This is a genomic window from Micromonospora fulviviridis (assembly GCF_014648395.1).
GTDB lineage: Bacteria > Actinomycetota > Actinomycetes > Mycobacteriales > Micromonosporaceae > Micromonospora > Micromonospora fulviviridis.
In genome coordinates this window covers 94,311-115,926 of record NZ_BMRA01000013.1, presented here as the reverse complement: position 1 = coordinate 115,926, position 21,616 = coordinate 94,311, and the positions used below count along the sequence as shown (strand labels likewise).

Genomic DNA, 21,616 nt, shown 5'->3' with positions numbered 1-21,616 from the left:
CCCATCGAGGAGCGCCCGGGTCAGCCGGAGCGGGCCAGCCAGCCGACCGGCCGCTCGACTATCCGGCGGATCACCGAGGCCGCCCCGCCGACCGCCGCGGAACGCGCCCCGAGCGCGGCCGGGCGCACCGTCACCGGCGACCAGGCGGCGGTGAGCACCCGCCGGGAGATCTCCGCGACCACCGGTGGGCGCAGCCAGGGGGCCAGTGGGGCGTATCCGCCGCCGAGCACCACGGTGTCCAGGTCCAGCAGGTTCACCACGCCCGACACGGCCACCCCGAGGGCGGTCCCGGCGTCGGCCAGCGCCGCCAGGGCGGCCGGGTCGCCCGCCCCGGCCAGGTCGGCCAGCCGGGTGGCGGCGGTGTCCGCCGGCAGGTCCGCCCCGGCCAGGCCGGCGGCGGCCAGGATCGCCTCCTGGCCCGCGTACCGCTCCAGGCAGCCCTGGCCGCCGCAGCGGCACGGCCGCCCCTGCGGCTGCACCGGGATGTGACCGATCTCGCCGCTCCAGCCGCGCGCGCCCCGGTAGAGCACCCCGTCGAGCACGATGCCGGCGCCGATGCCGATCTCGCCGGTGATGTGCAGGAAGCTGGCCGAGCCGGGCGGGCCGGCGTGCAGTTCGCCGAGCGCGGCCAGGTTGGCCTCGTTGTCGACCACCAGCGGGGGGATCCCGTCGACGGGCGCGGCGAGCGGATGCCCGGCGAGCAGGGCGGGCACGTCGACGTCGCGCCAGCCGAGGTTGGGCGCGAGCCGGACGAGGCCGCCCTCGCCGACCAGGCCTGGCACGGCGAGCGCCGCGCCGGCCACGGTCAGCCCGTCGAGAACGGCGGCGGCGCGGGCCTCGGCGGCCAGCGTCGCGAGCCGGTCGAGGGCGTCGGCGGGGGGCACCGGGCGCAGGTCGGCGCGGCGCACCAGGTGGTGCCGGACCGTCCCGGTCAGGTCGACCACGCAGGCGGCCAGGTAGTCGACGTTCACCTCCAGGCCGAGCCCGGCCGGGCCGTCGCCGGCCAGCACCAGGCCACGGGCGGGCCGGCCGGCCCCGGTACGCGGCGCGGGCTCCGCCTCGGCCACCAGCCGGCCGGCGATCAGGTCGTCGACCACGGCGGACACGGTGGCCCGGGTCAGTCCGGTGCCGGCGGCGATCTCGGCGCGGGACGGTGGCCGGTCGGCGGCGGCGATCCGCCGGAGCACGACCGCGAGGTTGAGCTCGCGGAGGCTGCCCTGCCGGACCGCTCCGGCGCTGCTGGTGCTGTTCACCGCTTGACACTGCCACACGACCGCCATTTAATTCAACCACTGAACAAATTGCGGACGACGCCACCACCCGGAGGTCCCCCATGGCACCCAGTCCCACCCCCGCCGACAAGTTCTCCTTCGGTCTCTGGACCGTGGGCTGGCCGGCCCGCGACCCGTTCGGGGACGCCACCCGGCCCGAGCTGGACGCCGTGGAGGCCGTGCACCGGCTCGCCGAGCTCGGGGCGTACGGGATCACCTTCCACGACGACGACCTGGTCCCCTTCGGCGCGGACGCCGCCACCCGCGACCAGCACATCGCCCGGTTCCGCAAGGCCCTCGACGAGACCGGCCTGGTCGTGCCGATGGTCACGACCAATCTCTTCAACCACCCGGTGTTCAAGGACGGCGGCTTCACGAGCAACGACCGGGACATCCGCCGGTACGCGTTGCGCAAGGTGCTGCGCAACGTCGACCTCGCCGCCGAACTGGGCGCCCGCACCTTCGTCATGTGGGGCGGCCGGGAGGGCGCCGAGTACGACGTGGCCAAGGACGTCCGCGCCGCGCTGGACCGCTACCGCGAGGCGGTCGACCTGCTCTGCCAGTACGTCGTCGACCGCGGCTACGACCTGCGCTTCGCCCTGGAGCCGAAGCCGAACGAGCCGCGCGGCGACATCCTGCTGCCGACCGTCGGGCACGCGCTGGCGTTCATCTCCACCCTGGCCCGCCCGGAGCTGGTCGGCCTGAACCCGGAGGTCGGCCACGAGCAGATGGCCGGACTGAACTTCGCCCACGGCATCGCCCAGGCGCTCTGGCAGGGCAAGCTGTTCCACATCGACCTCAACGGCCAGCGCGGCATCAAGTACGACCAGGACCTCGTCTTCGGCCACGGCGACCTGCTCAACGCGTTCGCCCTGGTGGACCTGCTGGAGAACGGCGGGCCGAACGGCGGCCCCGCGTACGACGGGCCGCGGCACTTCGACTACAAGCCCTCCCGGACCGAGGACATGACCGGCGTGTGGGCCTCGGCGGCGGCGAACATGCGCACCTACCTGCTGCTCAAGGAGCGGGCCGCGGCGTTCCGGGCCGACCCGGAGGTGGCCGAGGCCCTGGCCGCCAGCAAGGTGGCCGAGCTGGCCACCCCGACCCTGAGCCCGGGCGAGGGCTACGCCGACCTGCTCGCCGACCGCTCGGCGTTCGAGGAGTTCGACCCGGACGCGGCCGGTGCGAAGGGCTTCGGCTTCGTCCGGCTCAACCAGCTCGCCGTCGAGCACCTGCTCGGCGCGCGCTGAGGCGGGCCGCCATGCCGCTCGTCGCCGGGGTCGACTCGTCGACCCAGTCCTGCAAGGTGGTGGTCCGGGACGCGGAGACCGGCGCGCTGGTCCGGCAGGGCCGCGCGCCGCACCCCGAGGGCACCGAGGTCGACCCGCACGCCTGGTGGGACGCCCTGCGGGCGGCCGTCGCCGAGGCCGGCGGGCTGGCCGACGTGGCCGCCGTCGCGGTCGCCGGCCAGCAGCACGGCATGGTCTGCCTGGACGAGGCGGGGCAGGTGGTCCGCCCGGCGCTGCTCTGGAACGACACCCGCTCCGCCGACGCCGCGCGGGAGCTGGTCGAGGAGGCCGGCGGCGGGGAGGCCGGCCGCCGGTTCTGGGCCGACGCGACGGGCGCCGTGCCGGTGGCCAGCTTCACCGCCACGAAGCTGCGCTGGCTGGCCCGGCACGAGCCGGCCAACGCCGAGCGGGTGGCCGCCGTCTGCCTGCCGCACGACTGGCTCACCTGGCGGCTTGCCGGCGCCCCCGGCCTGGCCGCGCTGCGCACCGACCGGGGCGACGCCAGCGGCACCGGCTACTGGTCGCCGCGCACCGGCGAATACCGCCTCGACCTGCTGGAACGCGCCTTCGGACGGCGGATCGGGGTGCCGGTGCTGCTCGGGCCGGCCGAGGTCGCCGGGCACCTCGACCCGGCGGCGCTCGGCGCGAGCGCCGCCGGCCCGGTCCTCCTCGGGCCGGGCACCGGGGACAACGCCGCCGCCGCGCTGGGCGCCGGGGCCGGTCCGGGCGACGTGGTCGTCTCGATCGGCACCTCGGGCACCGTCTTCGCGGTCGCCGACACGCCCGCCGCCGACCCGACCGGGGCGGTGGCCGGCTTCGCCGACGCCACCGGCCGGTTCCTCCCGCTGGTGTGCACGCTCAACGCGGCCCGCGTGCTCGACGCCGCCGCGACGCTGCTCGGCGTCGACCTGGCCACGCTGAGCGAGCTGGCCCTGGCCGCCCCGCCCGGCGCCGACGGGCTGGTCATGGTGCCGTACCTGGAGGGCGAGCGGACCCCGGACCGGCCCACCGCCACCGGCGCGCTGCACGGCCTGACCCTGGGCACCTCGTCCCCGGCCCACCTGGCCCGGGCCGCCGTCGAGGGCATGCTCTGCGCGCTCGCCGACGGCCTCGACGCGCTGACCGCGCAGGGCGCCCGCGCCGACCGGATCATCCTGGTCGGCGGCGGGGCCCGCTCCGCCGCCGTCCGGCGGATCGCCCCGCAGGTCTTCGGCCGGCCCGTGGTCGTGCCCCCGCCCGGGGAGTACGTCGCCGACGGGGCCGCCCGGCAGGCCGCCTGGGTCGCCCTGGGCGGGGCGGCGCCGCCCGCCTGGTCGGTCGGCGACACCGAGGAGTACGCGTCGCCGGGCGTCCCCGCCATCCGCGAGCGCTACGCCCTCGCCCGGGACCGCGTCGTCGACCGGGTGCGGGGACAAGACCCGGTGCGGGGATAAACGGGATGCCGGGCGGTCGACCGGCGGGGATCATCGTGGCGTGCCACCGACCTCCCCGACCGGAGCCGCCGCCCGGCCCAACCCGCTGCCCGTCTTCCAGTACGACGACGTCGACAGCCCCGGCGACGTCATCGACACGCTGCTGCTGACCGACTTCGTCACCGGCCGTCACCCCTGGGCGCGGACGGTCCGCCTGGCCAAGGTCCGGGCCGGGGCCGAGCTGGTGCCCGAGCGCGCGACGCTGACCCGGACGGCCATCGAGCGCAACCGGGTGGCCCGGCTCGCCGGCGGCGACGGCTGGACGGTGCGGGTGGTGAGCTGGCGTGGCCGGGGCGCGGAGGTGACGGTCACCGCCGTCGACGAGGCGACCGGCGCGGCCGTCCTGGACGAGATCGTCACGGGCGGGGCCGAGCCGGTGCAACGGGACACCGGCCCGATCGGCTTCTGGCACCAGAACGCCCGCCGGGGCGCCCAGCGGGACACCCGGCGCATCACCACGCCGACCTGGTCCGACATCCGGGCCAACTATCCGGCCGCGGCGGCGACCCGGCTGGACGCCCTCATGGTGGCGACGCCCGAGACGGTCGCCGGTCGGCTGCTGCTCATGCACGGGCCGCCGGGCACCGGGAAGACCACGGCGCTGCGCGCGCTCGCCCGCGAGTGGCGCGAGTGGTGCCAGGTGGACTGCGTCCTCGACCCCGAGGTGCTCTTCGGCGATCCCGCCTATCTCGCCGAGGTGGCGGTGGGGGAGCACGAGGAGGGCGACGACGGCGAGGAGCGCCGCCGCTGGCGGCTGCTGATCCTCGAGGACTGCGACGAGCTGATCCGGGGGGAGGCCCGGCAGGCGACCGGGCAGGCCCTGTCCCGACTGCTGAACCTGACCGACGGGCTGCTCGGCCAGGGACGCAACGTGCTGGTGGCGATCACCACCAACGAGGACCTCTCCCGGCTGCACCCGGCGGTGACCCGGCCCGGGCGCTGCCTGGCCCGGATCGAGGTCGGCCCGCTGTCGCACGCCGAGGCGGCCGGCTGGCTCGGCACCTCCGCCGGCGTCCCGCCGCAGGGCGCCACCCTCGCCGAGCTGTACGGGCTGCGTGCCGGGACGTCGCCGGCCGGCGCGGTGCCGGTCGAGATCGGCGGCTACCTCTGACCGGGTGGGGGCCCGTGTTCCGGCCGTGACCGGCACCTGATTGGCTGCCCGGCATGAGCAGCGGCACGAGGGTCTCCCGGCAAGGGAACGCGGCGCACCGGTTCTACAGCGTGGTGGTGTTCGTGGTCCTCGCCTCGCTGGACAACGTGGCCATCGGCCTGGTCCCGCCGCTCTACGGGTCGATCTCCGGCGCGCTGGGCGTGTCGTCGCGGCTGCTCGGCCTGGTCACCGCGGTCAGCTTCCTGGTCAGCGCGGTCGCGGCGGTGGCCTGGGCGTACGTCGGCGACCGGACGAACCGCAAGCCGCTGCTCATGGTCGGCACGCTGATCTGGGCGGCCGGCACCGGGGGCAGTGCCCTCGCCGAGCACTACTCGACGTTCCTGGTCGCCCAACTGGTCGCCGCGGTCGGGCTGGGCGCGGTGGGCTCGGTCGGCTTCTCCGTGGTCACCGACCTGATCTCGCCGCGCCGCCGTGGCCTCGTGATGAGCTTCTGGGGCCTGTCCCAGGGCGTCGGCACGCTCGCCGGCACGCTGACCGGGGGGCTGCTCGGCGCCACCGACTGGCGGCGGCCGTTCCTCGTGCTCACCGTGGTCGGCCTGGCCGCCACCGTGGCGTACCTGTTCACGTACGACATCCGGCGCGGGCAGAGCGAGCCGGAGCTGGCCGCGGCGCTCGACGCCGGCGCCGAGTACGACTACCGGATCAGCCGCGCCGACCTGCCCCGGATCCTGGCCCGGCGGACCAACCGCTGGCTGGTCCTCCAGGGGCTGACCGCGCAGGCGGCGTTCGGCTCGCTGGTCTGGTTGCCGGTGCTGTTCAGCCAGCGGGCCGAGGCGCAGGGCTACTCGGCGGCCACCGCCGTGGTGGTGGGCAGCGTCTTCGCCACCCTGTTCCAGCTCGGCGGGGTGCTCTCGATCGTGGGCGGCCTGGCCGGCGACGCGCTGCAACGGCGTACGCCGAGCGGCCGGGCCCTGGTCGCGGCGGTGGGCATCCTCGCGGCCGTGCCGTTCTACCTGGTCCTGTTCCTCGTGCCGATCCGGATCGACGTGCCGGACGGCGGCAGCTCCGGCGCGGTGATCGCGGCGGTGCTGGCCAGCGTGTTCACCGAGCCCACGGTCGGGCTGAGCCTGCTCACCGCCGTGCTCGCCCTCGCGCTCACCTCGGCCAACTCGCCCAACTGGTTCGCGCTGATCGCCGACGTCAACCCGCCCGAGCACCGGGGCACCGTCTACAGCCTCGGCAACCTGGTCAACGGGGTCGGCCGGGCGGCCGGCAACGGGTTGGTCGGGGTGGCCTTCCAGGCGCTGCGGGCGGCCTTCCCGCCGCCGCTGAACTACGCCGTCGGGCTGGCCGCCTTCCAGCTCTTCTTCATCCCGACCGGCCTCATGTACTGGCTCGCCGCCCGCACCTCGCCCCGGGACATCGCCCAGGTCCACGACCTGCTGCACGCCCGCGCCGACCGCCTGTGAGAAAGGGGCCCCTTCCGCGCACGAGGCGTGGGAAGGGGCCCCTCCTTGCAGCTGTCAGGCGCGGTACCAGACAGTCACGTCGGTGGGGACGGCGTCGGCCTCCAGCGGGGCGCTCGACGCCAGCACCTCGGCGCCGGCCGGCAGCGGCACCGGTACCGCGCCGAAGTTGGTGAGTACGGTGAGCCCGCCGTTGGTGAGGGCGAGCACCTCGTCGCCCGAGGTGAGCCAGCTCATCGGCCCCCGGGCCAGGCCGTGCTCGCGGCGCAGCCGCAGCGCGGTCCGGTACAGCTCGTAGGTCGAGCCGTCGACCCCGCGCTGCCGGTCGAGCGCGTACTCGGCCCAGACCGGCGGCTGCGGGAGCCAGCTCGCGTCGGTCGGCCCGAAGCCGTACGACGGGGCGTCGGCCTCCCACGGGATCGGCACCCGGCAGCCGTCCCGGCCGCGCTGGGTGTGCAGGCTGCGCTCCCAGGTCGGGTCCTGCCGGGCCTCGTCGGGCAGCGTGGTGTGCTCCGGCAGCCCCAGCTCCTCGCCCTGGTAGAGGTAGGCGGAGCCGGGCAGGGCGAGCATCAGCAGGCTGGCCGCCCGGGCCCGGCGCAGGCCGAGCGCGGCGTCGGGCTGCGGGTCGCCGATACCGATCCCGTTCGGGCGGCCGCCGCCGACGGCCAGCCCGAGCCGGGAGGCGTGCCGGACCACGTCGTGGTTCGACAGCACCCAGGTGGTCGGTGCGCCGACGCTGTCGGTGGCCTCCAGCGAGCGGGTGATCACCGCGTACTGGGCCGGGGCGGTCCAGGCGGCGAGCAGGTACTCGAAGTTGAACGCCTGGTGCATCTCGTCCGGCCGCACGTAGCGGGCCAGCCGCTCGGCCGGCTCCACCCACGCCTCGGCGACCAGGATCCGCTCCCCGTCATAGGAGTCGAGCAGCCGCCGCCACTCCCGGTAGATGTCGTGCACGCCGTCCTGGTCCCACATGGGCGGGCGCGGCTTGTCCACGTCCTGACCGGAGAGGATCTCCTGCGGCTCCTGCCAGTCGGCCAGGTCGGCCTGCTTGATGAGGCCGTGCGCCACGTCCACCCGGAACCCGTCGACGCCCCGGTCCAGCCAGAACCGGAGGATGTCCAGGAACTCGGCGCGCACCTCCGGGTTGCCCCAGTTGAGGTCGGGCTGGCCGGTGTCGAAGAGGTGCAGGTACCACTGGCCGTCCGGCAGCCGGGTCCAGGCCGGCCCGCCGAAGACGCTCGTCCAGTCGTTCGGCGGCTCGGCGCCCTGCGGGCCCTTGCCGTCGCGGAAGATGTACCGCTGCCGCTCCGGGCTGCCCGGCGCGGCCGCGACCGCGGCCCGGAACCAGCGGTGCTCCGACGAGGTGTGGTTGGGCACCAGGTCGACGATCACCCGCAGGCCGCGCGCCTTCGCCTCGGCGATCATCTTGTCGGCGTCGCCGAGGGTGCCGAAGAGCGGGTCGACGTCCCGGTAGTCGGCCACGTCGTAGCCGGCGTCGGCCTGGGGGGACGGGTAGAACGGCGACAGCCAGATCGCGTCGACCCCCAGCTCGCTGAGGTGGTCGAGGCGGGCCGTGATGCCGGGGAGGTCGCCGATGCCGTCGCCGTTCGCGTCGGCGAACGAGCGCGGGTAGATCTGGTAGATGACGGCCTCGGTCCACCAGCCGGTGGCCGGGGTCTCCTGCGTCGCGTCGGTGTTCAGCGCTTTCTCCCTGTCGTGCGTACGGGACGAATTCTTCAGTTTGCCCGGGGCGGCGCGGTCGATTCGCGCACCACCAGGCGAGTGGGCAGGATCACGGAGGACGGTGACCGCGGGTCGGTTTCCGGGCCGCGCTGCGCCGGCACCAGCCCGGCGTACGGCTCGACGGCGCGCCCGCCCAGCGGGTCGAGCAGCATCCGGGCGGCCAGCAGACCCTGCTCCGCGGCCGGTTGGGCGATGGTGCTCAGGCCGAGCACCCCGGCCAGGTCGTGGTCGTCGACGCCGATCACGCTGACGTCCTGCGGCACCCGCAGCCCCGCGTCGCGCAGGGCGGTCATGGCGCCCATGGCCATCTCGTCGCAGGCGGCGAAGATCGCGGTCGGCGGTTCGCCCCGGGCCAGCAGCTCGGCGGTGGCCCGGGTGCCGCCGTCGACGGTGAACTGCGACTCGACGTCCAGGCTCGGGTCGGGCCGGAGCCCGGCCGCGCGCAGCGCCTCCTGGTAGCCGCGCCGGCGGTCGAGATGGGTGGTGAAGGCCAGCTCGTCGTCCGGGTCGCCGGAGATGTGCGCGATCCGGGTGTGGCCGAGGTCGAGCAGGTGCCGGGTGGCGGTCCGCGCCGCGGCCACGTCGTCGATCCGGACGCAGGGCCAGCCGGGCACCCCGCTGCCGGAGCTGATGGTCACGCCGGGCAGGGCCAGCTTGGTCAGCGCGGTCAGGTCGGACGGGCGCAGCGGGGTGGCGACCAGGATGATCGCGTCGACCCGCTTGTGCAGGCTGGCCGGGCGCAGCACCCGCTGCCGGATCTGCTCCCGCCCGCCGAGGTTGTAGAGCAGCAGGTCGTAGCCGTTCTGGTGGAGGTAGTCCTCGACCGCCTCGACCACGGTGCCGAAGAACCAGCGGGTGATCCGGGGTACCACCACGGCCACCGTGCCGGTCTTCCCGCCGGCCAGCCGGGAGGCGCTCGGCGAGACCGCGTACTGGAGCTGCTCGGCGGCGGCGAGCACCCGGCGCCGCGTCGCGGCCGAGACCGTCGGCAGGCCGCGCAGCGCCCGGGAGACGGTGGCCGTGGAGACCCCGGCCAGCCGGGCGACATCGTCAATCTTCGTCATTGGTTCCCCGCTCCGAGCCGCGCCCGCCGCCGCCGGGGGACCGGCGGCGGCGGAGCAGCGGATCAGCCCTTGACGCTGCCGGCGAGCAGACCCCGCACGAAGAAGCGCTGGAGGGACAGGAACACGATCAGCGGTACGACGATCGACACGAACGCGCCGGCCGTCAGCCGTTGCCACTCGTTGCCCCGGGTGCCGGCCAGCTCGGCGAGCCGGACGGTCAGCGGGGCCGTCTCGTCGCCGCCCCCGGCGAAGATGAGCGCGACCAGCAGGTCGTTCCAGACCCAGAGGAACTGGAAGATGCCGAACGCGGCCAGTGCCGGGGTGATCAGGGGCAGGACGATGGTGCGGAAGATCTTCGGGTGGGTGGCCCCGTCGACCCGGGCCGCCTCCATCAGGTCCCCCGGGAGCTGCGAGATGAAGTTGTGCAGCAGGAACACGGCGAACGGGAGCGCGAAGCAGGTGTGCGCGAACCAGACCTGCGCGAACTTCTGCTCGTCCACCAGGTCCCAGGCCGGGAGGATCTGTACGCCGGCGACGGTGACGCCGGTGGAGAAGAACTTCAGCAGCGGCACGAGGGCCATCTGCAGCGGCACGATCTGCAGCGAGAAGATCGCGATGTAGAGCCAGTCCCGCCCCTTGAAGTTGATCCACGCCAGTGCGTACGCGGCCAGCGAGGCGAAGGCGAGCGGGAAGAGCACCGACGGGATGGTGATGGCCAGCGAGTTGATGAAGTAGCTCGCGAGCTGTCCCGAGGAGGAGCTGCTGAAGAGCACCTCCTGGTAGTTCTCCAGCGTGAACTGCGGGTCGCTGAAGAACGTCCACCAGCCGGTGGTCTTGATCTGGTCCTCGGGCCGGAACGAGGAGATGAAGAGGCCGAAGGTCGGGATCGTCCAGAGCAGCGCGATCACGATCGAGACCAGCGTGGCGGTGCGGCTGTTCAGCCGCTTCCGCACCCGGGCGGCGCGGGTGGTCGGCCCGGTGGCCTGGGTGCCGGCCGGGACGGTGGGGGTTGCGGTGGTCATCTCAGCCCTCCCGCTGCTGACGCAGGTTGCGGATCTGGTAGATCACGATCGGGATCACCAGGACGAAGAGGAAGACCGCGAGCGCCGAGCCCTGCCCGTTCTCCTGGTACCGGAACGCCTGGTTGTACATCTCGGTGGCGATCACGTTGGTGTCGTAGTTGCCGTTGGTGGCGGTCCGGACGATGTCGAAGACCTTGAGCGTGGCGATCGAGAGCGTCACCACCACGACGATCAGCGCCGGCCGGATGCTCGGCATGGTGATCTGCCAGAACATCTGCCAGGGGCTGACGCCGTCGAGCCGGGCCGCCTCCACGATGTCCGCGGGGATGGCCTTGATGGCGGCGGAGAGCACCACCATGGCGAAGCCCGCCTGGATCCACACCATGATCACGATGAGCAGGAAGGTGTTCAGCGGCGACTCCAGCAGCCACTGCTTCGGCTCCCCGCCCAGACTGACCACGATCTGGTTGAGCAGGCCGATCTGGTCACCGTCGCCGCGGTAGGCGTAGACGAACTTCCAGATGATGGCGGCGCCGACGAACGAGATCGCCATCGGCAGGAAGATCAGGGACTTGGCCACCGCCTCGAACCGTGCCTTGTCCACGAGGACGGCGTAGATCAGGCCGAACGCGGTGGCCGCCAGCGGAACCAGCAGCACCCAGATCAGGCTGTTGATCAGCACCCGGACGATCGAGTCCTCGGAGAACAGCCAGCTGTAGTTGGCCAGGCCCACCCAGTTGCTGCTGTCCTTGTCCATGAACGACAGGAGGGTGGTCCGGATCGCCGGCACCACCAGGCCGACGAGGAGAAACAGCAGGGTCGGCAACAGGAAGAAGAGCGCGATCAGGCCTTCCCGCGGCTTGCGCCAGCGGGGCAGGGTCGCGCCGCTCGCCACGGCGGCGACCAGCCGCTCGTCCCGTCGGCGGGCGAACCAGGCCGGCACCACGTCGAGGAGCAGGAGCAGCCCACCCACCACCGCGACGAAAGCGATCAGCCCGTACATCAGCATGAGGAACTTCGGCTGTTCCGCCGCGAAGTCGAACTCCATCGACCCTCCCTCAAGGGTTCGGTTGCGGGCGGTGGCCCGGCCCGCGTCGCGGACCGGGCCACCGCCTCAGATCACTTCCAGCTGCCCTCGATGCCGTTCAGCACCGTGGTGGTGTCCTTGCCGTTGATCCAGTCGACCATGCCCTTCCAGAAGGTGCCCGCGCCGACCGCGGCCGGCATCAGGTCCGAGCCGTCGAACCGGAACTCGGTCTTCGGGTCCTGGAGGATCTGGACGGAGAGCTTGTCCACCGGGTTCGGGACGTTGTTGATGTCGAGCTTCTTGTTCGCCGACAGCCAGTCGCCGATCTTGGCGCGGCTGTTGACGTACTCGCCGGAGGCCAGGTAGGTCTGCACCGCCTGGACCTCGGGACGGTCGGCGAAGGCCGAGACGAACTCGCCGGCGCCCAGCACCGGCTTGCCCTTGGCCGGGTCGACGGCCGGGAAGTAGAACGCGAAGACGTCGCCGTCCTCGGCCACCTTGGTGCCCTCCGGCCACTGGTTGGCGTAGAAGGACGCCTGGCGGTGCATGGCGCACTTACCGGTGGTGATCGGCGTGCCGGCCTCCTGGAAGGAGGTGGTGGCGATGCTCTTCACGCCGCCGAAGCCGCCGTTCATGTACTTCTCGTTCTTGAGGATGGTGCCGGCCTTGTCGACCGCGTCGGCGACCTTCGGGTCGTTGAACGGGATGCCGTGGGTGGTCCACTGGTCGTAGACCTCCACCCCCTGGGTGCGCAGCAGCACGTCCTCGATCCAGTCGGTGGCCGGCCAGCCGGTGGCGTCACCGGACTCGATGCCCGCGCACCACGGCTTGGTGCCGCTCGCCGCGATCTTGTCGCTCAGGGTGATGAGCTCGTCCCAGGTGGTCGGAACGCTCCAGCCCTTCTCCTTGAAGGTCTTCGGCGAGTACCACACGTACGACTTGACGTTGGAGCCGAGCGGCACGCCGTAGAGCTTGCTGTTGACGGTGCTGTACTTCAGCCAGTCGGGGGTGAAGTTCTGCTCGGCCATGGCCTTGGTGTCGGCGCCGACCTCCTTGATCTTGCCCGAGTCGACGAACCGCTTGAGCAGACCCGGCTGCGGGATGAAGGCCAGGTCGGGGGCGTTGCCGCCGTCCACCCGGACGCCGAGCTGGGCCTCGAACTCGCCCGAGCCCTCGTGGTCGATGTCGATGCCCGTGCAGTCCTCGAACTGCTTCCAGGACTGGTCCAGGCGGTCGGCCTCGATGTCCCGGATCGACGAGTAGATCGTGACCTTCTTGCCGTCGTGGCCCTGGTACTTCTCGTATGCGGCGCACTCGGGCTTGCTCGCGTTGCTGCTCTTCTTGTCGTTGCCGGTACCGCAGGCGGTGGCGCCGAGCGCCAGCCCCAGAACGCCGGCGATCGCGAGAGCCTGGCGCGATCTGGCAAACGCCATGCCGATCTCCTTCCTTGCCGGCGCGTGGGGGAAATCGAACCCGCGCCGGTCCGATGGTCGTCCCCACATGTAAGCGCTTGCATCGCGTCCGGTCCACCCCCTGCCGGACACGGCCCGGTAACAATCCCGAAACCCGCTCACCGGCCGTGGGCACGCTCCCACGCTCCGCTGACGGTGCCGCCGTGTCCCCTCTTCCCATCGATGGAACTTTCTGCCACGCTGTCCGAAGCGGATCGAAAACTTTCAACATAGGAGGCAATGGATGCGCAAGCGCTGGTTCAGCCTCGCGGCGGTGGCGGCCGTCCTCGTGGCCCTGGTGCCGGCGGCCCCGGCCATGGCCGCGCCGACGTTCAAGGTTCCGTTCCCCTGCAACCAGTCCTGGTCCGGCCAGACCCGGTCCGACCACAGCCCGGCCTACGCCATCGACTTCAACCGCACGGACGACCTCGGCGACCCGGTGGTGGCCAGCGCGCCCGGCACCGTCGACCGGGTCACCGACCTCGGCGGCACCAGCTACGGCAAGTACGTCCGGATCGACCACGGCAACGGCTACACCACCTACTACGCCCACCTGAGCAGCTTCAACGTCTCGGTCGGGCAGGTCGTCGGCTACGGCCGGGTGATCGGCTACGTGGGCAGCACCGGCGGCTCGACCGGCCCGCACCTGCACTACGAGCAGCGGCTCAGCGGCAACGACATCCAGGTCCGGTTCAACGGGGCGCTCGCCCTCTACTGGGGCACCAAGACCTACACCAGCGACAACGGCTGCGCCGGGTCGAACACGGGCGCCGGCACCGTCAACACCACCTCCGGCGTGGCACTGACCGTCCGCTCCGGCCCCGGCACCGGCTACAGCGCGGTCGGCACGGTGGCCGACGGCGCGAGCGTCACCATCTACTGCCAGACCAGTGGCACCTCGGTCACCGGCACGTACGGCACCAGCTCGATCTGGGACCGGATCGGCTCCGGCCGGTACATCTCCGACGCGTACGTCTACACCGGCTACGACGGGTACATCCCCGGCGTGCCGCGCTGCTGACCCGGGGTGGGCGCGGGGCGGACCGCCCCGCGCCGCTCACCGGTTCAGCTGCCAGATGGCGAGGTTGAGCGCGGCCGCGAAGGTCACCCAGGCCCAGTACGGCAGCAGCAGCAGGGCCGCCCGCCCGGAAACCCGCCGGAACAGCGCCACGGTGACCCCGATGGCCAGCCACATCAGCACGATCTCGGCGAACGCCAGCCCGTAGCGGCCGGCGCCGAAGAAGAGCGGGGTCCAGAGCGCGTTCAGGACCAGTTGGGTGACCCAGGCGCCCAGCGCCGGCCCCCAGCCGGCCCGCTGCCAGACCAACCAGCCGGCCACCGCGATGAGCGCGTAGAGGACGGTCCAGACCGGCCCGAAGAGCCAGGGCGGCGGTGCCCACGCCGGCTGTGCGAGATCGGCGTACTCCTGCTGGGTGTTGCGCACGCCGAGCGCGCCGACGGCCGCCGCGACGGTCACCGCGGCGCCGAAGCCCAGCAGGGCCCACCACCTCCGGCCGCGCCCGACCCGCCGGATGGTTCCCGAGATCGTCATGCCATCAGATGCCCGGCCGCGCGGTGGACAAACCGGCCCGCGCAGCGCGACGCCGGGGTCGCCGGATCCGGAGCCCCGGTCTGGGAGGACTGGGCTGCCGGACCCGACGACCCCGGCGGGTCAGGTGTGGTGGAAGGGTCGACCGGCTAATTGTTGAAGATGCTGACGCCACCCGGGCCGACCAGCAGGCCGACGATGATGAGGACGATGCCCCACAGGATCTGCCGGCGGAAGAGCGCGAGGATGCCGGCGACCACCAGTACGACTGCGAGAATCCAGAGAATCAGCTCCATGTCGGCTGGATACCCGTCCGTCGGATCCTGGAAACCTGCTTCTCAGTCGAGATGATCACCCACGTGGAAGATGCTGTACGCCTGCTTGATGACCGGGTGCGCGACGTTGCGGACCCGTACGCCCCCCGGGGTCGTGCCCCGTTCGCTGCCGTGGTGTGCGTGCCCGTGCAGGGCCAGCGCGGTGGGCGCCGAGTCGATCGCCTGGCCGAGCTGGTAGCAGCCGAGGAACGGGTAGATCTCCAGCGGCTCGCCGGCGAGGGTGTCCGGCACGGGGGAGTAGTGGGTGAGCGCGACCAGGAGGTCGCAGTCCAGCCCGCGCAGCGCCGCGCCGAGGGCGTCCGCGCTCTCGTTGGTGGTCCGGACGAACGCCTTCATCTCCGGCTCGCCGAAGTCGCTGGCGCACCGTCCGGCGAACCCGCCGCCGAAGCCCTTCACCCCGGCCACGCCGAGCCGCCTGCCGGCGCACTCCAGCACGATCCCGGTCCCCTCCAGCACGGTGATCCCGACGTCCTCCAGCACCTTGACCACCTGCGGCACCTGGTCGCACTGGTGGTCGTGGTTGCCGAGCACGGTGACCACCGGCACGCCGAGGTTGCCGAACTCCTGCGCCACACACCGCGCCTCGGACTCGGTGCCGTGCCGGGTCAGGTCCCCGGCGAGCAGCAGCACGTCCGCGCAGTCGGGCAGTTCCTCGAGCGCGGGCCGGAACCGGCCGACCACGTCCTGGTCCAGGTGCACGTCGCCGACGGCGGCGATGCGGATCACCATCGAACCTCCTTCACGGCAGCTCCTCGACCTGGGTGGGTGCCTGCGTGCGGATCACGCCGATGTCGCTGGTGATCGGGAGGTCCGGGAAGCGCTCGGCCACGCGGCGGAGGATCTCCTCCCGCCGGTGCGGGCTCTCCACCTCGCCGTAGAGCACCAGGCCGCGCTCGCGGCGCACCACGGTGATGCCCTGCTCGGCGACGTCCGGGTCCTCGGCCAACATGCTCTGGATCTCCGCCTCGACGTACTCGTCGGGCGGCCCGCCGCCGTGATGCTCGGTCACGAGGTCTCCCTTCCTCCGGGCGCGCCGCCGGGCAGCACGTCCAGCCGGTCGAGCAGCACCAGGAACGCCTCGGCGTACGGCGAGTGCTGCGTCTCCTTCCGTACCCGTTCCCAGTCGATCTGTTCCCGCAGCGAGCGCGCGAGCGGCAGGGCCCGGGCGAAGTCGCAGTAGTGCTGGGAGAAGCTGAGCAGCTTGTGCACCATGAGCTGGCTGGCCGAGAGCACCGGCATGTGGATGGCGTCGACCGGCCGCACGATGGTGTCGGCGAAGGTCTCCTCGGTCACCGGGGTCTCGATCGGCCGGTGGATCAGGTCCACCATCCGGCCCTCGTCGTAGACCTTGACCAGCCAGTCCTCGGGCGGGCGCTCGGCCGTGAAGCCGGCCTCCACCAGCGCCTCCAGGGCCCGGTCCACGTCCTCGTGCCGGATCAGGAAGTCCACGTCGTGGTCGCTGGAGTGCCCGCCGTGGGCGTACACGGCGAAGCTGCCGCCCAGCGCGAAGGGGATCTCGGACTGCTTGAGCACGGCGGCGACCTTCTTCAGCGTGTGCACCAGGGTCTCGTCCCCGCGCTCGGCCATCTGGGTCTCCCGTCGTCGTAGGTGGCGGTGGGAATGAAGTTGCGTACCCGGCGTACGGGTCGGCCACACCTGTTGCGGGCGCGCGTTGACCTGCTGGGGACAGATGCGGACAAACCGCCGAAGGCGAGCGCGGGTCGGATAGCCTCGTCAGGGTGGCCAGGTCACTGCGGGTGCGGCGCGGCAGGGCCCGACTGCGCGCCGTCGCCCTGATCGGCATCGACGGCTCGGGCAAGACCACTCAGGCCCACCGGCTCGCCGAGGCGCTCACCGCCGCGGGCCACCCCGCCACCTACCACCGCAACGCCGGCGGCCGCCGCTGGCTCGGCCGGCTGGCCCAGCGCGTCGGCCGGCCCGACGCGCAGCGGCTCGTGGGGCGCAACGGACTGCTCGCCCTGGAGTCCGTGCTCCGCTGGCTGGCCATCGCGCTCGCCCTGCTGAGCTGCCTGGTGACCGGCCGGACGGCCGTCATGGACCGCTGGTCCGCCTGCCAGTACGCCAGCATCCGCGCGCACGGCGGGCAGCGCTGGGAGCGGCTGGCCCGGGCCGGTTACCGGGTCTTCCCGCCGCCCCGGGTCACCTTCCTGCTCACCGTGGACCCGGCCGAGGCGTACCGGCGGATCGAGCGGCGCGGCACCGACCACGAGAGCATGCAGTGGCTCAGCGCCGCGGCCACCGCGTACCGGACCCTGCCGGAGTACGGCGGCTTCGTGGTGGTCGACGGCAGCGGCACCCCGGAGGAGGTCTCCCGCCGGATCCGCGCGCACCTGACCGAGTGGCTTCCCGGCGACCCGCCCTCGCCGGCCGACCCGGACCCGGGCGACACCCGACCGCCGTCCGGCGGGGCGGGGCGGGGCGAACCGGTGCCGGCTCAGGCCCGCCCGTAGACCGGGATGCCGGCCCCGCTGGTCGGCGCCGACTCGTCGGAGGCCAGGAAGCGGATCACCGCGGCGATCTCGGCCGGCGGGACCCAGCGCCGGTGGTCGGCATCCGGCTGGGCGGCCCGGTTGGCCGGGGTGTCGATCACGCTGGGCAGCACGGTGTTGCAGCGCACCCCGCGCTGCCGGTACTCCACGGCGACGGCGTTGGCGAAGGCCTGCACGGCCGCCTTGGCCGTGGCGTAGCCGGCCGCGCCGGGGAACGGGGCCACCGCGGCCCGCGCCGACACGCAGACCACCGCGCCGCCGCCGGCCGCCACGAGGTGCGGCAGCGCGGCCTGGGTGACCAGGTAGGTGGGGCGCAGGTTGATCCGCAGCATCCGGTCGAACTCCTCGATCGGGGTCTCGTGCACCAGCCCGCCGCTGGCGTAACCGCCGACCAGGTTGACCACGGCGCGCAGCGGCGCGGCCGGCTCGGCGGCGGCGACGACCACCGCCCGCGCGGCCCCGGCGGGGTCCAGCAGGTCCGCCGTCACCCGGACCGGCCCGGCGGCCGGCGCCGTCGCCCCGCCACCCTCCCGTTCGGGTACGACCACCCGCCAGCCGGCCTTCAGGAAGGCGGCGGTGACCGCACCGCCCAGCCCGCCCGTGCCCCCGGTCACCAGCACCGTCCGCTCCGCCATGGGCACACGCTAACCGCCCGGCCGGCCCGGCGGTGACCGGGCCCCGATCCAGCCCCGTCGATGCTGGTCGATGTTGGTCGGCGCGCGGGGGCCGGCCGACCGGTGACCTCGGCAAGGCCGTCCGGCCGGTACGGCGGGCGCGACGGCCGAGCCGCCCGTCGGCCGGCGGGGCGGAGTCGACCGCAGCGGAGGAGGCGGCGGGGCTGCGGGAATGGCACCCTTGGCGCGGGGGGCGGGCGCGGAAGGCGGTACTTTTCCCGATACGCGCCGTCATGGTTGACGGTCACGCCTCATGAAAGTAAGTTTCATCCGTGGCGAAGAGTCCGAAGATTTCTGCGAGTCACGAGCCGGGTGGACTGATCGTCCACATCAGCGGCCTGCTCCCCTCGCTGTCCCCGGCCGAGCAGCGGGTGGCCCGGCTGGTCGTGTCCGATCCGGCTGACGCCGCCCGGCGCACCATCACCGACCTCGCCACCGCCGCCGAGACATCCGAGGCCACCGTCATCCGGTTCTGCCGGTCGGTCGGCATGGACGGCTACCCCCAGCTGCGCATCCGGCTCGCCGCCGAGGCCGCCCGCCGGGTCGAGCCACCGGACGCCCGGGTGGTCGGCGGCGACATCCCGCCCGGCGCCGACCTCGCGCAGATCATCGCCACCATCGCGTTCAACGACGCGCGGGCGGTCGAGGAGACCGCCGAGCAGCTCGATCCCGCCGTCTGCGAGCAGGTGGTCGAGGCGATCGTCGCGGCCGGCCGGATCGACGTCTACGGCGCCGGCGCCAGCGGCTTCGTCGCCTCGGACTTCCAGCAGAAGCTGCACCGCATCGGCCGCACCGCCTTCTACTTCCCGGACGTGCACACCGCGCTCACCTCGGCCGCCCTGCTCGGCCGCGGCGACGTCGCGGTCGGCATCTCGCACACCGGCACCACCTCCGACGTCATCGAGGTGCTCGAGCAGGCCCGCGCCCGGGGGGCCACCACGGTCGCGCTGACCAACTTCCCCCGCTCGCCGATCACCGAGGTCGCCGACCACGTGCTGACCACCGCGGCCCGGGAGACCACCTACCGCTCCGGCGCGATGGCCAGCCGGCTGGCCCAGCTGACCGTGGTCGACTGCCTCTTCGTCGGCGTGGCCGCGCGGAACCGGACCAAGGCCAGGAAGGCTCTGGAGGCGACCGCCGAGGCGGTCCGGTCCCACCGGGTGGGCGCCGGCCGGAGGCGGGCATGACGGCAGGGCGGGTGGAGCGGGACGAGATGGCCCCGGTACGGCCCGTGGTCCGGGTGGGCGCCCCCACCGAGCGGCGCAACCCGCAGAGCCTCGACCTCGACCTGATGTCGACCCGGGACGTGCTCACCGTCATCAACGAGGCGGACCGGCGGGTGCCCGCAGCGGTGGCCGCCGTCCTCGACGAGATCGCCGAGACCGTCGACCTGGCCGTCGCCGCGCTGCGCGGCGGGAACCGGGTGCACTACTTCGGTGCCGGCACCTCCGGCCGCCTCGGCGTGCTGGACGCCGCCGAGCTGGCGCCCACCTTCAACTCGCCGCGGCACTGGTTCTGCGCGCACCTGGCCGGCGGTCCCGAGGCCATGTGGCGGGCCGTCGAGGACGCCGAGGACGACGAGCGCGGCGGCGCCGCCGAGGCCGCCGAGTGCGTACGCCCCGGCGACCTGGTCGTCGGGCTGGCCGCCAGCGGGCGCACCCCGTACGTCCTCGGGGCGCTCGCCGCGTCCCGGGCGCAGGGGGCCGCGACCGTGCTGCTCTGCGCCAATCCGGAGGCCGCCGCCGCCGGGTCGGTGGATGTCTTCATCGGGGTGGACACCGGACCCGAGGTGGTCACCGGGTCGACCCGCATGAAGGCGGGCACCGCGCAGAAGCTGGTGCTCAACACGTTCTCCACGGCCGTGATGGTGCGCCTCGGCCGGGTCTACTCGAACCTCATGATCGACATGGTGGCCACCAACGCGAAGCTGCGCGGCCGCATGATCTCGATCCTCATGGAGGCCACCGGCTGCGCCGAGGAGGTCTGCCGCAGCGCCCTCAACGAGGCCGACGGCGACCTGAAGACCGCCCTCGTCTCCCTCGTGTCCGGGGCCGAGGTCTCCGCCGCCCGGGCCGCCCTGGCCCGCTCCGCCGACCAGGTACGCGGCGCGCTCGCCCTGCTCGCCTCCTGACAACTCCGCCCGCCGGATCCCCTCCCGGCCGCATCCGGACGACCGGTGCGACACGTATCACGTGGCGGGAGGGGACGTCCCGCGCGCTGCGGATTGTTCCACCAGGCGTGGGGTAATCCTCACCCGTGGCTGAACCGACCGGTCGGCGGACGCGTATCTCGCAGTGACCAGGATCGCAATGTCGCGGTGACGCGGGTCGCTGTGTTCATGGAATTCGCAATGGTGCGATTTCATGGGTGGACGACGATGCCGCTGCTCCGACGCCCTCCGACGGGGGCGTACGCGGGCCACCCGAGCAGGGGTTCTGACAGCAAACATGGACCGGGCTCTCAGCTACTACTCAGGCATTCGTGACAGTTTCGACTCACGACATGGAATCCCCGACGCGTCTCATCTGTTGTGTAGGTGTCAGCACCTACGGGCACAGCGGAGGTTACGGGGAGGGCTGATGAACGTGGGGATGGCAAGGAACCGGGCAACCGGCGCGAGCGAGGGGACCGTGGCAATCGTGGACAAGAACATCGGCATGCGTACCGACGAGGTCGCCGAGGAGCGGGACCTGGTCGGCGTCTACCTGCACGAGATCTCCCGGACGCCGCTGCTGGACGCCGCCAAGGAGGTCGACCTCTCCAAGGCCATCGAGGCCGGCCTGTACGCCGAGCACCTGCTCGGCGAGGACCGCGTCCCCGACGGCGTCGACCGGGAGGACCTGGAGCGGCTGGTCGTCGAGGGTGAGCGCGCGAAGGACCTGTTCATCCGCGCCAACCTGCGGCTGGTCGTCTCGATCGCCCGCCGCTACGTGCGCTCGGGCATGCCCATGCTGGACCTGATCCAGGAGGGCAACACCGGCCTGGTCCGCGCGGTCGAGAAGTTCGACTACGAGCGCGGCTACAAGTTCTCCACCTACGCGACGTGGTGGATCCGCCAGGCCATCAGCCGGGCGATCGCCCAGCAGGAGCGCACGGTGCGGCTGCCCGTGCACCTGGTCGAGGACGTCAACCGGATGCGCAACGTGGCCCGGCAGCTCACCCGCGAGCTGGGCAGCGACCCGGAGCCGGAGCAGATCGCGGCGGCGCTCGGCGTCACCGTCGAGCGGGTCAACGAGCTGCGCCGCTGGTCGCAGGACACCGTCTCGCTGGACACCCCGGTGGGCGACGACGGCGACACCAACCTCGGCGACCTGGTCGCCGACAGCGACGCCCCGTCGCCGGAGGAGATCGTCCTCACCGGCCTGGAGCGGCAGCGGATCGAGGGTCTGCTCAACCACCTCGACGACCGTTCGGCCGGCATCATGCGGGCCCGCTACGGCCTGGAGGACGGGCGCGAGCACTCGCTGACCGAGGTCGCCTCGCGGTTCTCGCTCTCCCGGGAGCGGATCCGCCAGCTGGAGATCCAGGCCCTCGGCCGGCTCCGTGAGCTGGCCCGGGCCGAGGGGCTGCAGGCGGCCTGAGCTGGTAGTAATGGACAAGACGAACGGCCGGCGTCCGATAGGGGGACGCCG

The 21,616-nt window shown here is 73.0% G+C and carries 20 protein-coding genes and 1 pseudogene; 9 read left to right on the top strand and 12 right to left on the bottom strand.

The features are described from left to right. Positions 1–20 precede the first annotated feature (20 nt). Entirely contained in the window at positions 21–1,280 is a 1,260-nt protein-coding gene (locus tag IEY96_RS28415) for an ROK family transcriptional regulator (protein WP_189197868.1), read from the bottom strand. A 53-nt stretch (positions 1,281–1,333) separates the two neighbouring features. On the opposite strand from IEY96_RS28415, the gene xylA reads away from it, so the two are divergent. Genes xylA through IEY96_RS28395 form a run of 4 tightly spaced genes read left to right on the top strand, consistent with a single transcriptional unit; the run spans position 1,334 to position 6,612 of the window. Further along, complete coding sequence (gene xylA, locus IEY96_RS28410) at positions 1,334–2,521, top strand: xylose isomerase (RefSeq protein ID WP_189197867.1); 1,188 nt, start codon at positions 1,334–1,336, stop codon at positions 2,519–2,521. Between the two features lie 11 nt (positions 2,522–2,532). Next, positions 2,533–3,993: a xylulokinase gene (gene xylB, locus IEY96_RS28405; protein WP_189197866.1), complete on the top strand. Its 1,461-nt coding sequence runs from the start codon at positions 2,533–2,535 to the stop codon at positions 3,991–3,993. Between the two features lie 40 nt (positions 3,994–4,033). After that, positions 4,034–5,143 carry a DUF5925 domain-containing protein gene (locus IEY96_RS28400; protein ID WP_189197865.1) on the top strand — a complete coding sequence of 370 codons (1,110 nt, stop codon included), beginning with the start codon at positions 4,034–4,036 and terminating at the stop codon, positions 5,141–5,143. Positions 5,144–5,196: 53 nt separating this feature from the next. Further along, complete coding sequence (locus IEY96_RS28395; RefSeq protein ID WP_189197864.1) at positions 5,197–6,612, top strand: MFS transporter; 1,416 nt, start codon at positions 5,197–5,199, stop codon at positions 6,610–6,612. Between the two features lie 54 nt (positions 6,613–6,666). On the opposite strand, the gene IEY96_RS28390 is transcribed toward IEY96_RS28395, so the two are convergent. The 5 genes from IEY96_RS28390 to IEY96_RS28370 all read right to left on the bottom strand — a co-directional run bounded on the left by IEY96_RS28390 (position 6,667) and on the right by IEY96_RS28370 (position 12,898). After that, positions 6,667–8,310: a glycoside hydrolase family 13 protein gene (locus IEY96_RS28390; protein ID WP_189197924.1), complete on the bottom strand. Its 1,644-nt coding sequence runs from the start codon at positions 8,308–8,310 to the stop codon at positions 6,667–6,669. Positions 8,311–8,345: 35 nt separating this feature from the next. After that, positions 8,346–9,416: a LacI family DNA-binding transcriptional regulator gene (locus IEY96_RS28385; RefSeq protein ID WP_189197863.1), complete on the bottom strand. Its 1,071-nt coding sequence runs from the start codon at positions 9,414–9,416 to the stop codon at positions 8,346–8,348. 62 nt (positions 9,417–9,478) lie between these two features. Next, positions 9,479–10,438, bottom strand: a complete 960-nt coding sequence (locus IEY96_RS28380) for a carbohydrate ABC transporter permease (protein ID WP_189197862.1) — start codon at positions 10,436–10,438, stop codon at positions 9,479–9,481. 1 nt (position 10,439) lies between these two features. Further along, positions 10,440–11,486, bottom strand: a complete 1,047-nt coding sequence (locus IEY96_RS28375; protein WP_189197861.1) for a carbohydrate ABC transporter permease — start codon at positions 11,484–11,486, stop codon at positions 10,440–10,442. A 71-nt stretch (positions 11,487–11,557) separates the two neighbouring features. After that, positions 11,558–12,898, bottom strand: coding sequence for an ABC transporter substrate-binding protein (locus IEY96_RS28370; RefSeq protein WP_189197860.1), 1,341 nt, complete (start codon positions 12,896–12,898; stop codon positions 11,558–11,560). Between the two features lie 262 nt (positions 12,899–13,160). On the opposite strand from IEY96_RS28370, the gene IEY96_RS28365 reads away from it, so the two are divergent. Further along, positions 13,161–13,937: a M23 family metallopeptidase gene (locus IEY96_RS28365; RefSeq protein WP_189197859.1), complete on the top strand. Its 777-nt coding sequence runs from the start codon at positions 13,161–13,163 to the stop codon at positions 13,935–13,937. Between the two features lie 36 nt (positions 13,938–13,973). Here IEY96_RS28365 and IEY96_RS28360 read toward each other — a convergent pair whose 3' ends face one another. The 5 genes and pseudogenes from IEY96_RS28360 to IEY96_RS28340 all read right to left on the bottom strand — a co-directional run bounded on the left by IEY96_RS28360 (position 13,974) and on the right by IEY96_RS28340 (position 16,456). Further along, complete coding sequence (locus IEY96_RS28360; RefSeq protein ID WP_189197858.1) at positions 13,974–14,468, bottom strand: TspO/MBR family protein; 495 nt, start codon at positions 14,466–14,468, stop codon at positions 13,974–13,976. A gap of 146 nt (positions 14,469–14,614) precedes the next feature. After that, complete coding sequence (locus tag IEY96_RS28355; protein ID WP_189197857.1) at positions 14,615–14,761, bottom strand: GPGG-motif small membrane protein; 147 nt, start codon at positions 14,759–14,761, stop codon at positions 14,615–14,617. Then, positions 14,752–15,529: pseudogene (locus IEY96_RS28350) on the bottom strand (metallophosphoesterase family protein). Before IEY96_RS28350 ends, IEY96_RS28355 begins: the two are co-directional and overlap by 10 nt. 10 nt (positions 15,530–15,539) lie before the next feature. Next, positions 15,540–15,749 carry a hypothetical protein gene (locus IEY96_RS28345; protein WP_229791949.1) on the bottom strand — a complete coding sequence of 70 codons (210 nt, stop codon included), beginning with the start codon at positions 15,747–15,749 and terminating at the stop codon, positions 15,540–15,542. A 56-nt stretch (positions 15,750–15,805) separates the two neighbouring features. Further along, a complete protein-coding gene (locus IEY96_RS28340) occupies positions 15,806–16,456 on the bottom strand; it encodes a nucleotidyltransferase (protein ID WP_268247173.1) in 651 nt (216 codons plus the stop codon). Between the two features lie 83 nt (positions 16,457–16,539). On the opposite strand from IEY96_RS28340, the gene IEY96_RS28335 reads away from it, so the two are divergent. Then, the gene (locus IEY96_RS28335) at positions 16,540–17,271 is read left to right on the top strand and encodes a dTMP kinase (RefSeq protein ID WP_189197853.1); all 732 of its coding nucleotides are present in this window, start codon (positions 16,540–16,542) and stop codon (positions 17,269–17,271) included. Here IEY96_RS28335 and IEY96_RS28330 read toward each other — a convergent pair. Beyond that, positions 17,256–17,945 (bottom strand): SDR family NAD(P)-dependent oxidoreductase, encoded by a 690-nt coding sequence (locus tag IEY96_RS28330; RefSeq protein WP_189197852.1) that lies wholly within the window; start codon positions 17,943–17,945, stop codon positions 17,256–17,258. The two genes, IEY96_RS28335 and IEY96_RS28330, sit on opposite strands and share 16 nt — an antisense overlap. Before the next feature lie 311 nt (positions 17,946–18,256). Here IEY96_RS28330 and IEY96_RS28325 point away from each other — a divergent pair, with 311 nt between their 5' ends. The 3 genes from IEY96_RS28325 (at position 18,257) to IEY96_RS28315 (ending at position 21,565) form a co-directional block, all read left to right on the top strand. After that, positions 18,257–19,171, top strand: coding sequence for a MurR/RpiR family transcriptional regulator (locus tag IEY96_RS28325; RefSeq protein WP_107075885.1), 915 nt, complete (start codon positions 18,257–18,259; stop codon positions 19,169–19,171). Next, complete coding sequence (gene murQ / locus IEY96_RS28320) at positions 19,168–20,115, top strand: N-acetylmuramic acid 6-phosphate etherase (protein WP_189197851.1); 948 nt, start codon at positions 19,168–19,170, stop codon at positions 20,113–20,115. The genes IEY96_RS28325 and murQ overlap by 4 nt, the downstream gene beginning before the upstream one ends. 460 nt (positions 20,116–20,575) lie before the next feature. Continuing rightward, positions 20,576–21,565, top strand: a complete 990-nt coding sequence (locus IEY96_RS28315; protein ID WP_189197923.1) for a sigma-70 family RNA polymerase sigma factor — start codon at positions 20,576–20,578, stop codon at positions 21,563–21,565. Positions 21,566–21,616 lie beyond the last annotated feature (51 nt).

Bases quoted from the DNA above. Each gene is read 5' to 3' on its own strand.
- IEY96_RS28365 (WP_189197859.1), top strand. From the start codon at position 13,161: ATGCGCAAGCGCTGGTTCAGCCTCGCGGCGGTGGCGGCCGTCCTCGTG.
- IEY96_RS28315 (WP_189197923.1), top strand. From the start codon at position 20,576: ATGGCAAGGAACCGGGCAACCGGCGCGAGCGAGGGGACCGTGGCAATC.
- IEY96_RS28385 (WP_189197863.1), bottom strand. From the start codon at position 9,416: ATGACGAAGATTGACGATGTCGCCCGGCTGGCCGGGGTCTCCACGGCC.
- IEY96_RS28355 (WP_189197857.1), bottom strand. From the start codon at position 14,761: ATGGAGCTGATTCTCTGGATTCTCGCAGTCGTACTGGTGGTCGCCGGC.
- IEY96_RS28395 (WP_189197864.1), top strand. From the start codon at position 5,197: ATGAGCAGCGGCACGAGGGTCTCCCGGCAAGGGAACGCGGCGCACCGG.
- IEY96_RS28415 (WP_189197868.1), bottom strand. From the start codon at position 1,280: ATGGCGGTCGTGTGGCAGTGTCAAGCGGTGAACAGCACCAGCAGCGCC.
- IEY96_RS28375 (WP_189197861.1), bottom strand. From the start codon at position 11,486: ATGGAGTTCGACTTCGCGGCGGAACAGCCGAAGTTCCTCATGCTGATG.
- xylA (WP_189197867.1), top strand. From the start codon at position 1,334: ATGGCACCCAGTCCCACCCCCGCCGACAAGTTCTCCTTCGGTCTCTGG.
- murQ (WP_189197851.1), top strand. From the start codon at position 19,168: ATGACGGCAGGGCGGGTGGAGCGGGACGAGATGGCCCCGGTACGGCCC.
- IEY96_RS28345 (WP_229791949.1), bottom strand. From the start codon at position 15,749: ATGTTGGCCGAGGACCCGGACGTCGCCGAGCAGGGCATCACCGTGGTG.
- xylB (WP_189197866.1), top strand. From the start codon at position 2,533: ATGCCGCTCGTCGCCGGGGTCGACTCGTCGACCCAGTCCTGCAAGGTG.
- IEY96_RS28380 (WP_189197862.1), bottom strand. From the start codon at position 10,438: ATGACCACCGCAACCCCCACCGTCCCGGCCGGCACCCAGGCCACCGGG.
- IEY96_RS28360 (WP_189197858.1), bottom strand. From the start codon at position 14,468: ATGACGATCTCGGGAACCATCCGGCGGGTCGGGCGCGGCCGGAGGTGG.
- IEY96_RS28330 (WP_189197852.1), bottom strand. From the start codon at position 17,945: ATGGCGGAGCGGACGGTGCTGGTGACCGGGGGCACGGGCGGGCTGGGC.
- IEY96_RS28370 (WP_189197860.1), bottom strand. From the start codon at position 12,898: ATGGCGTTTGCCAGATCGCGCCAGGCTCTCGCGATCGCCGGCGTTCTG.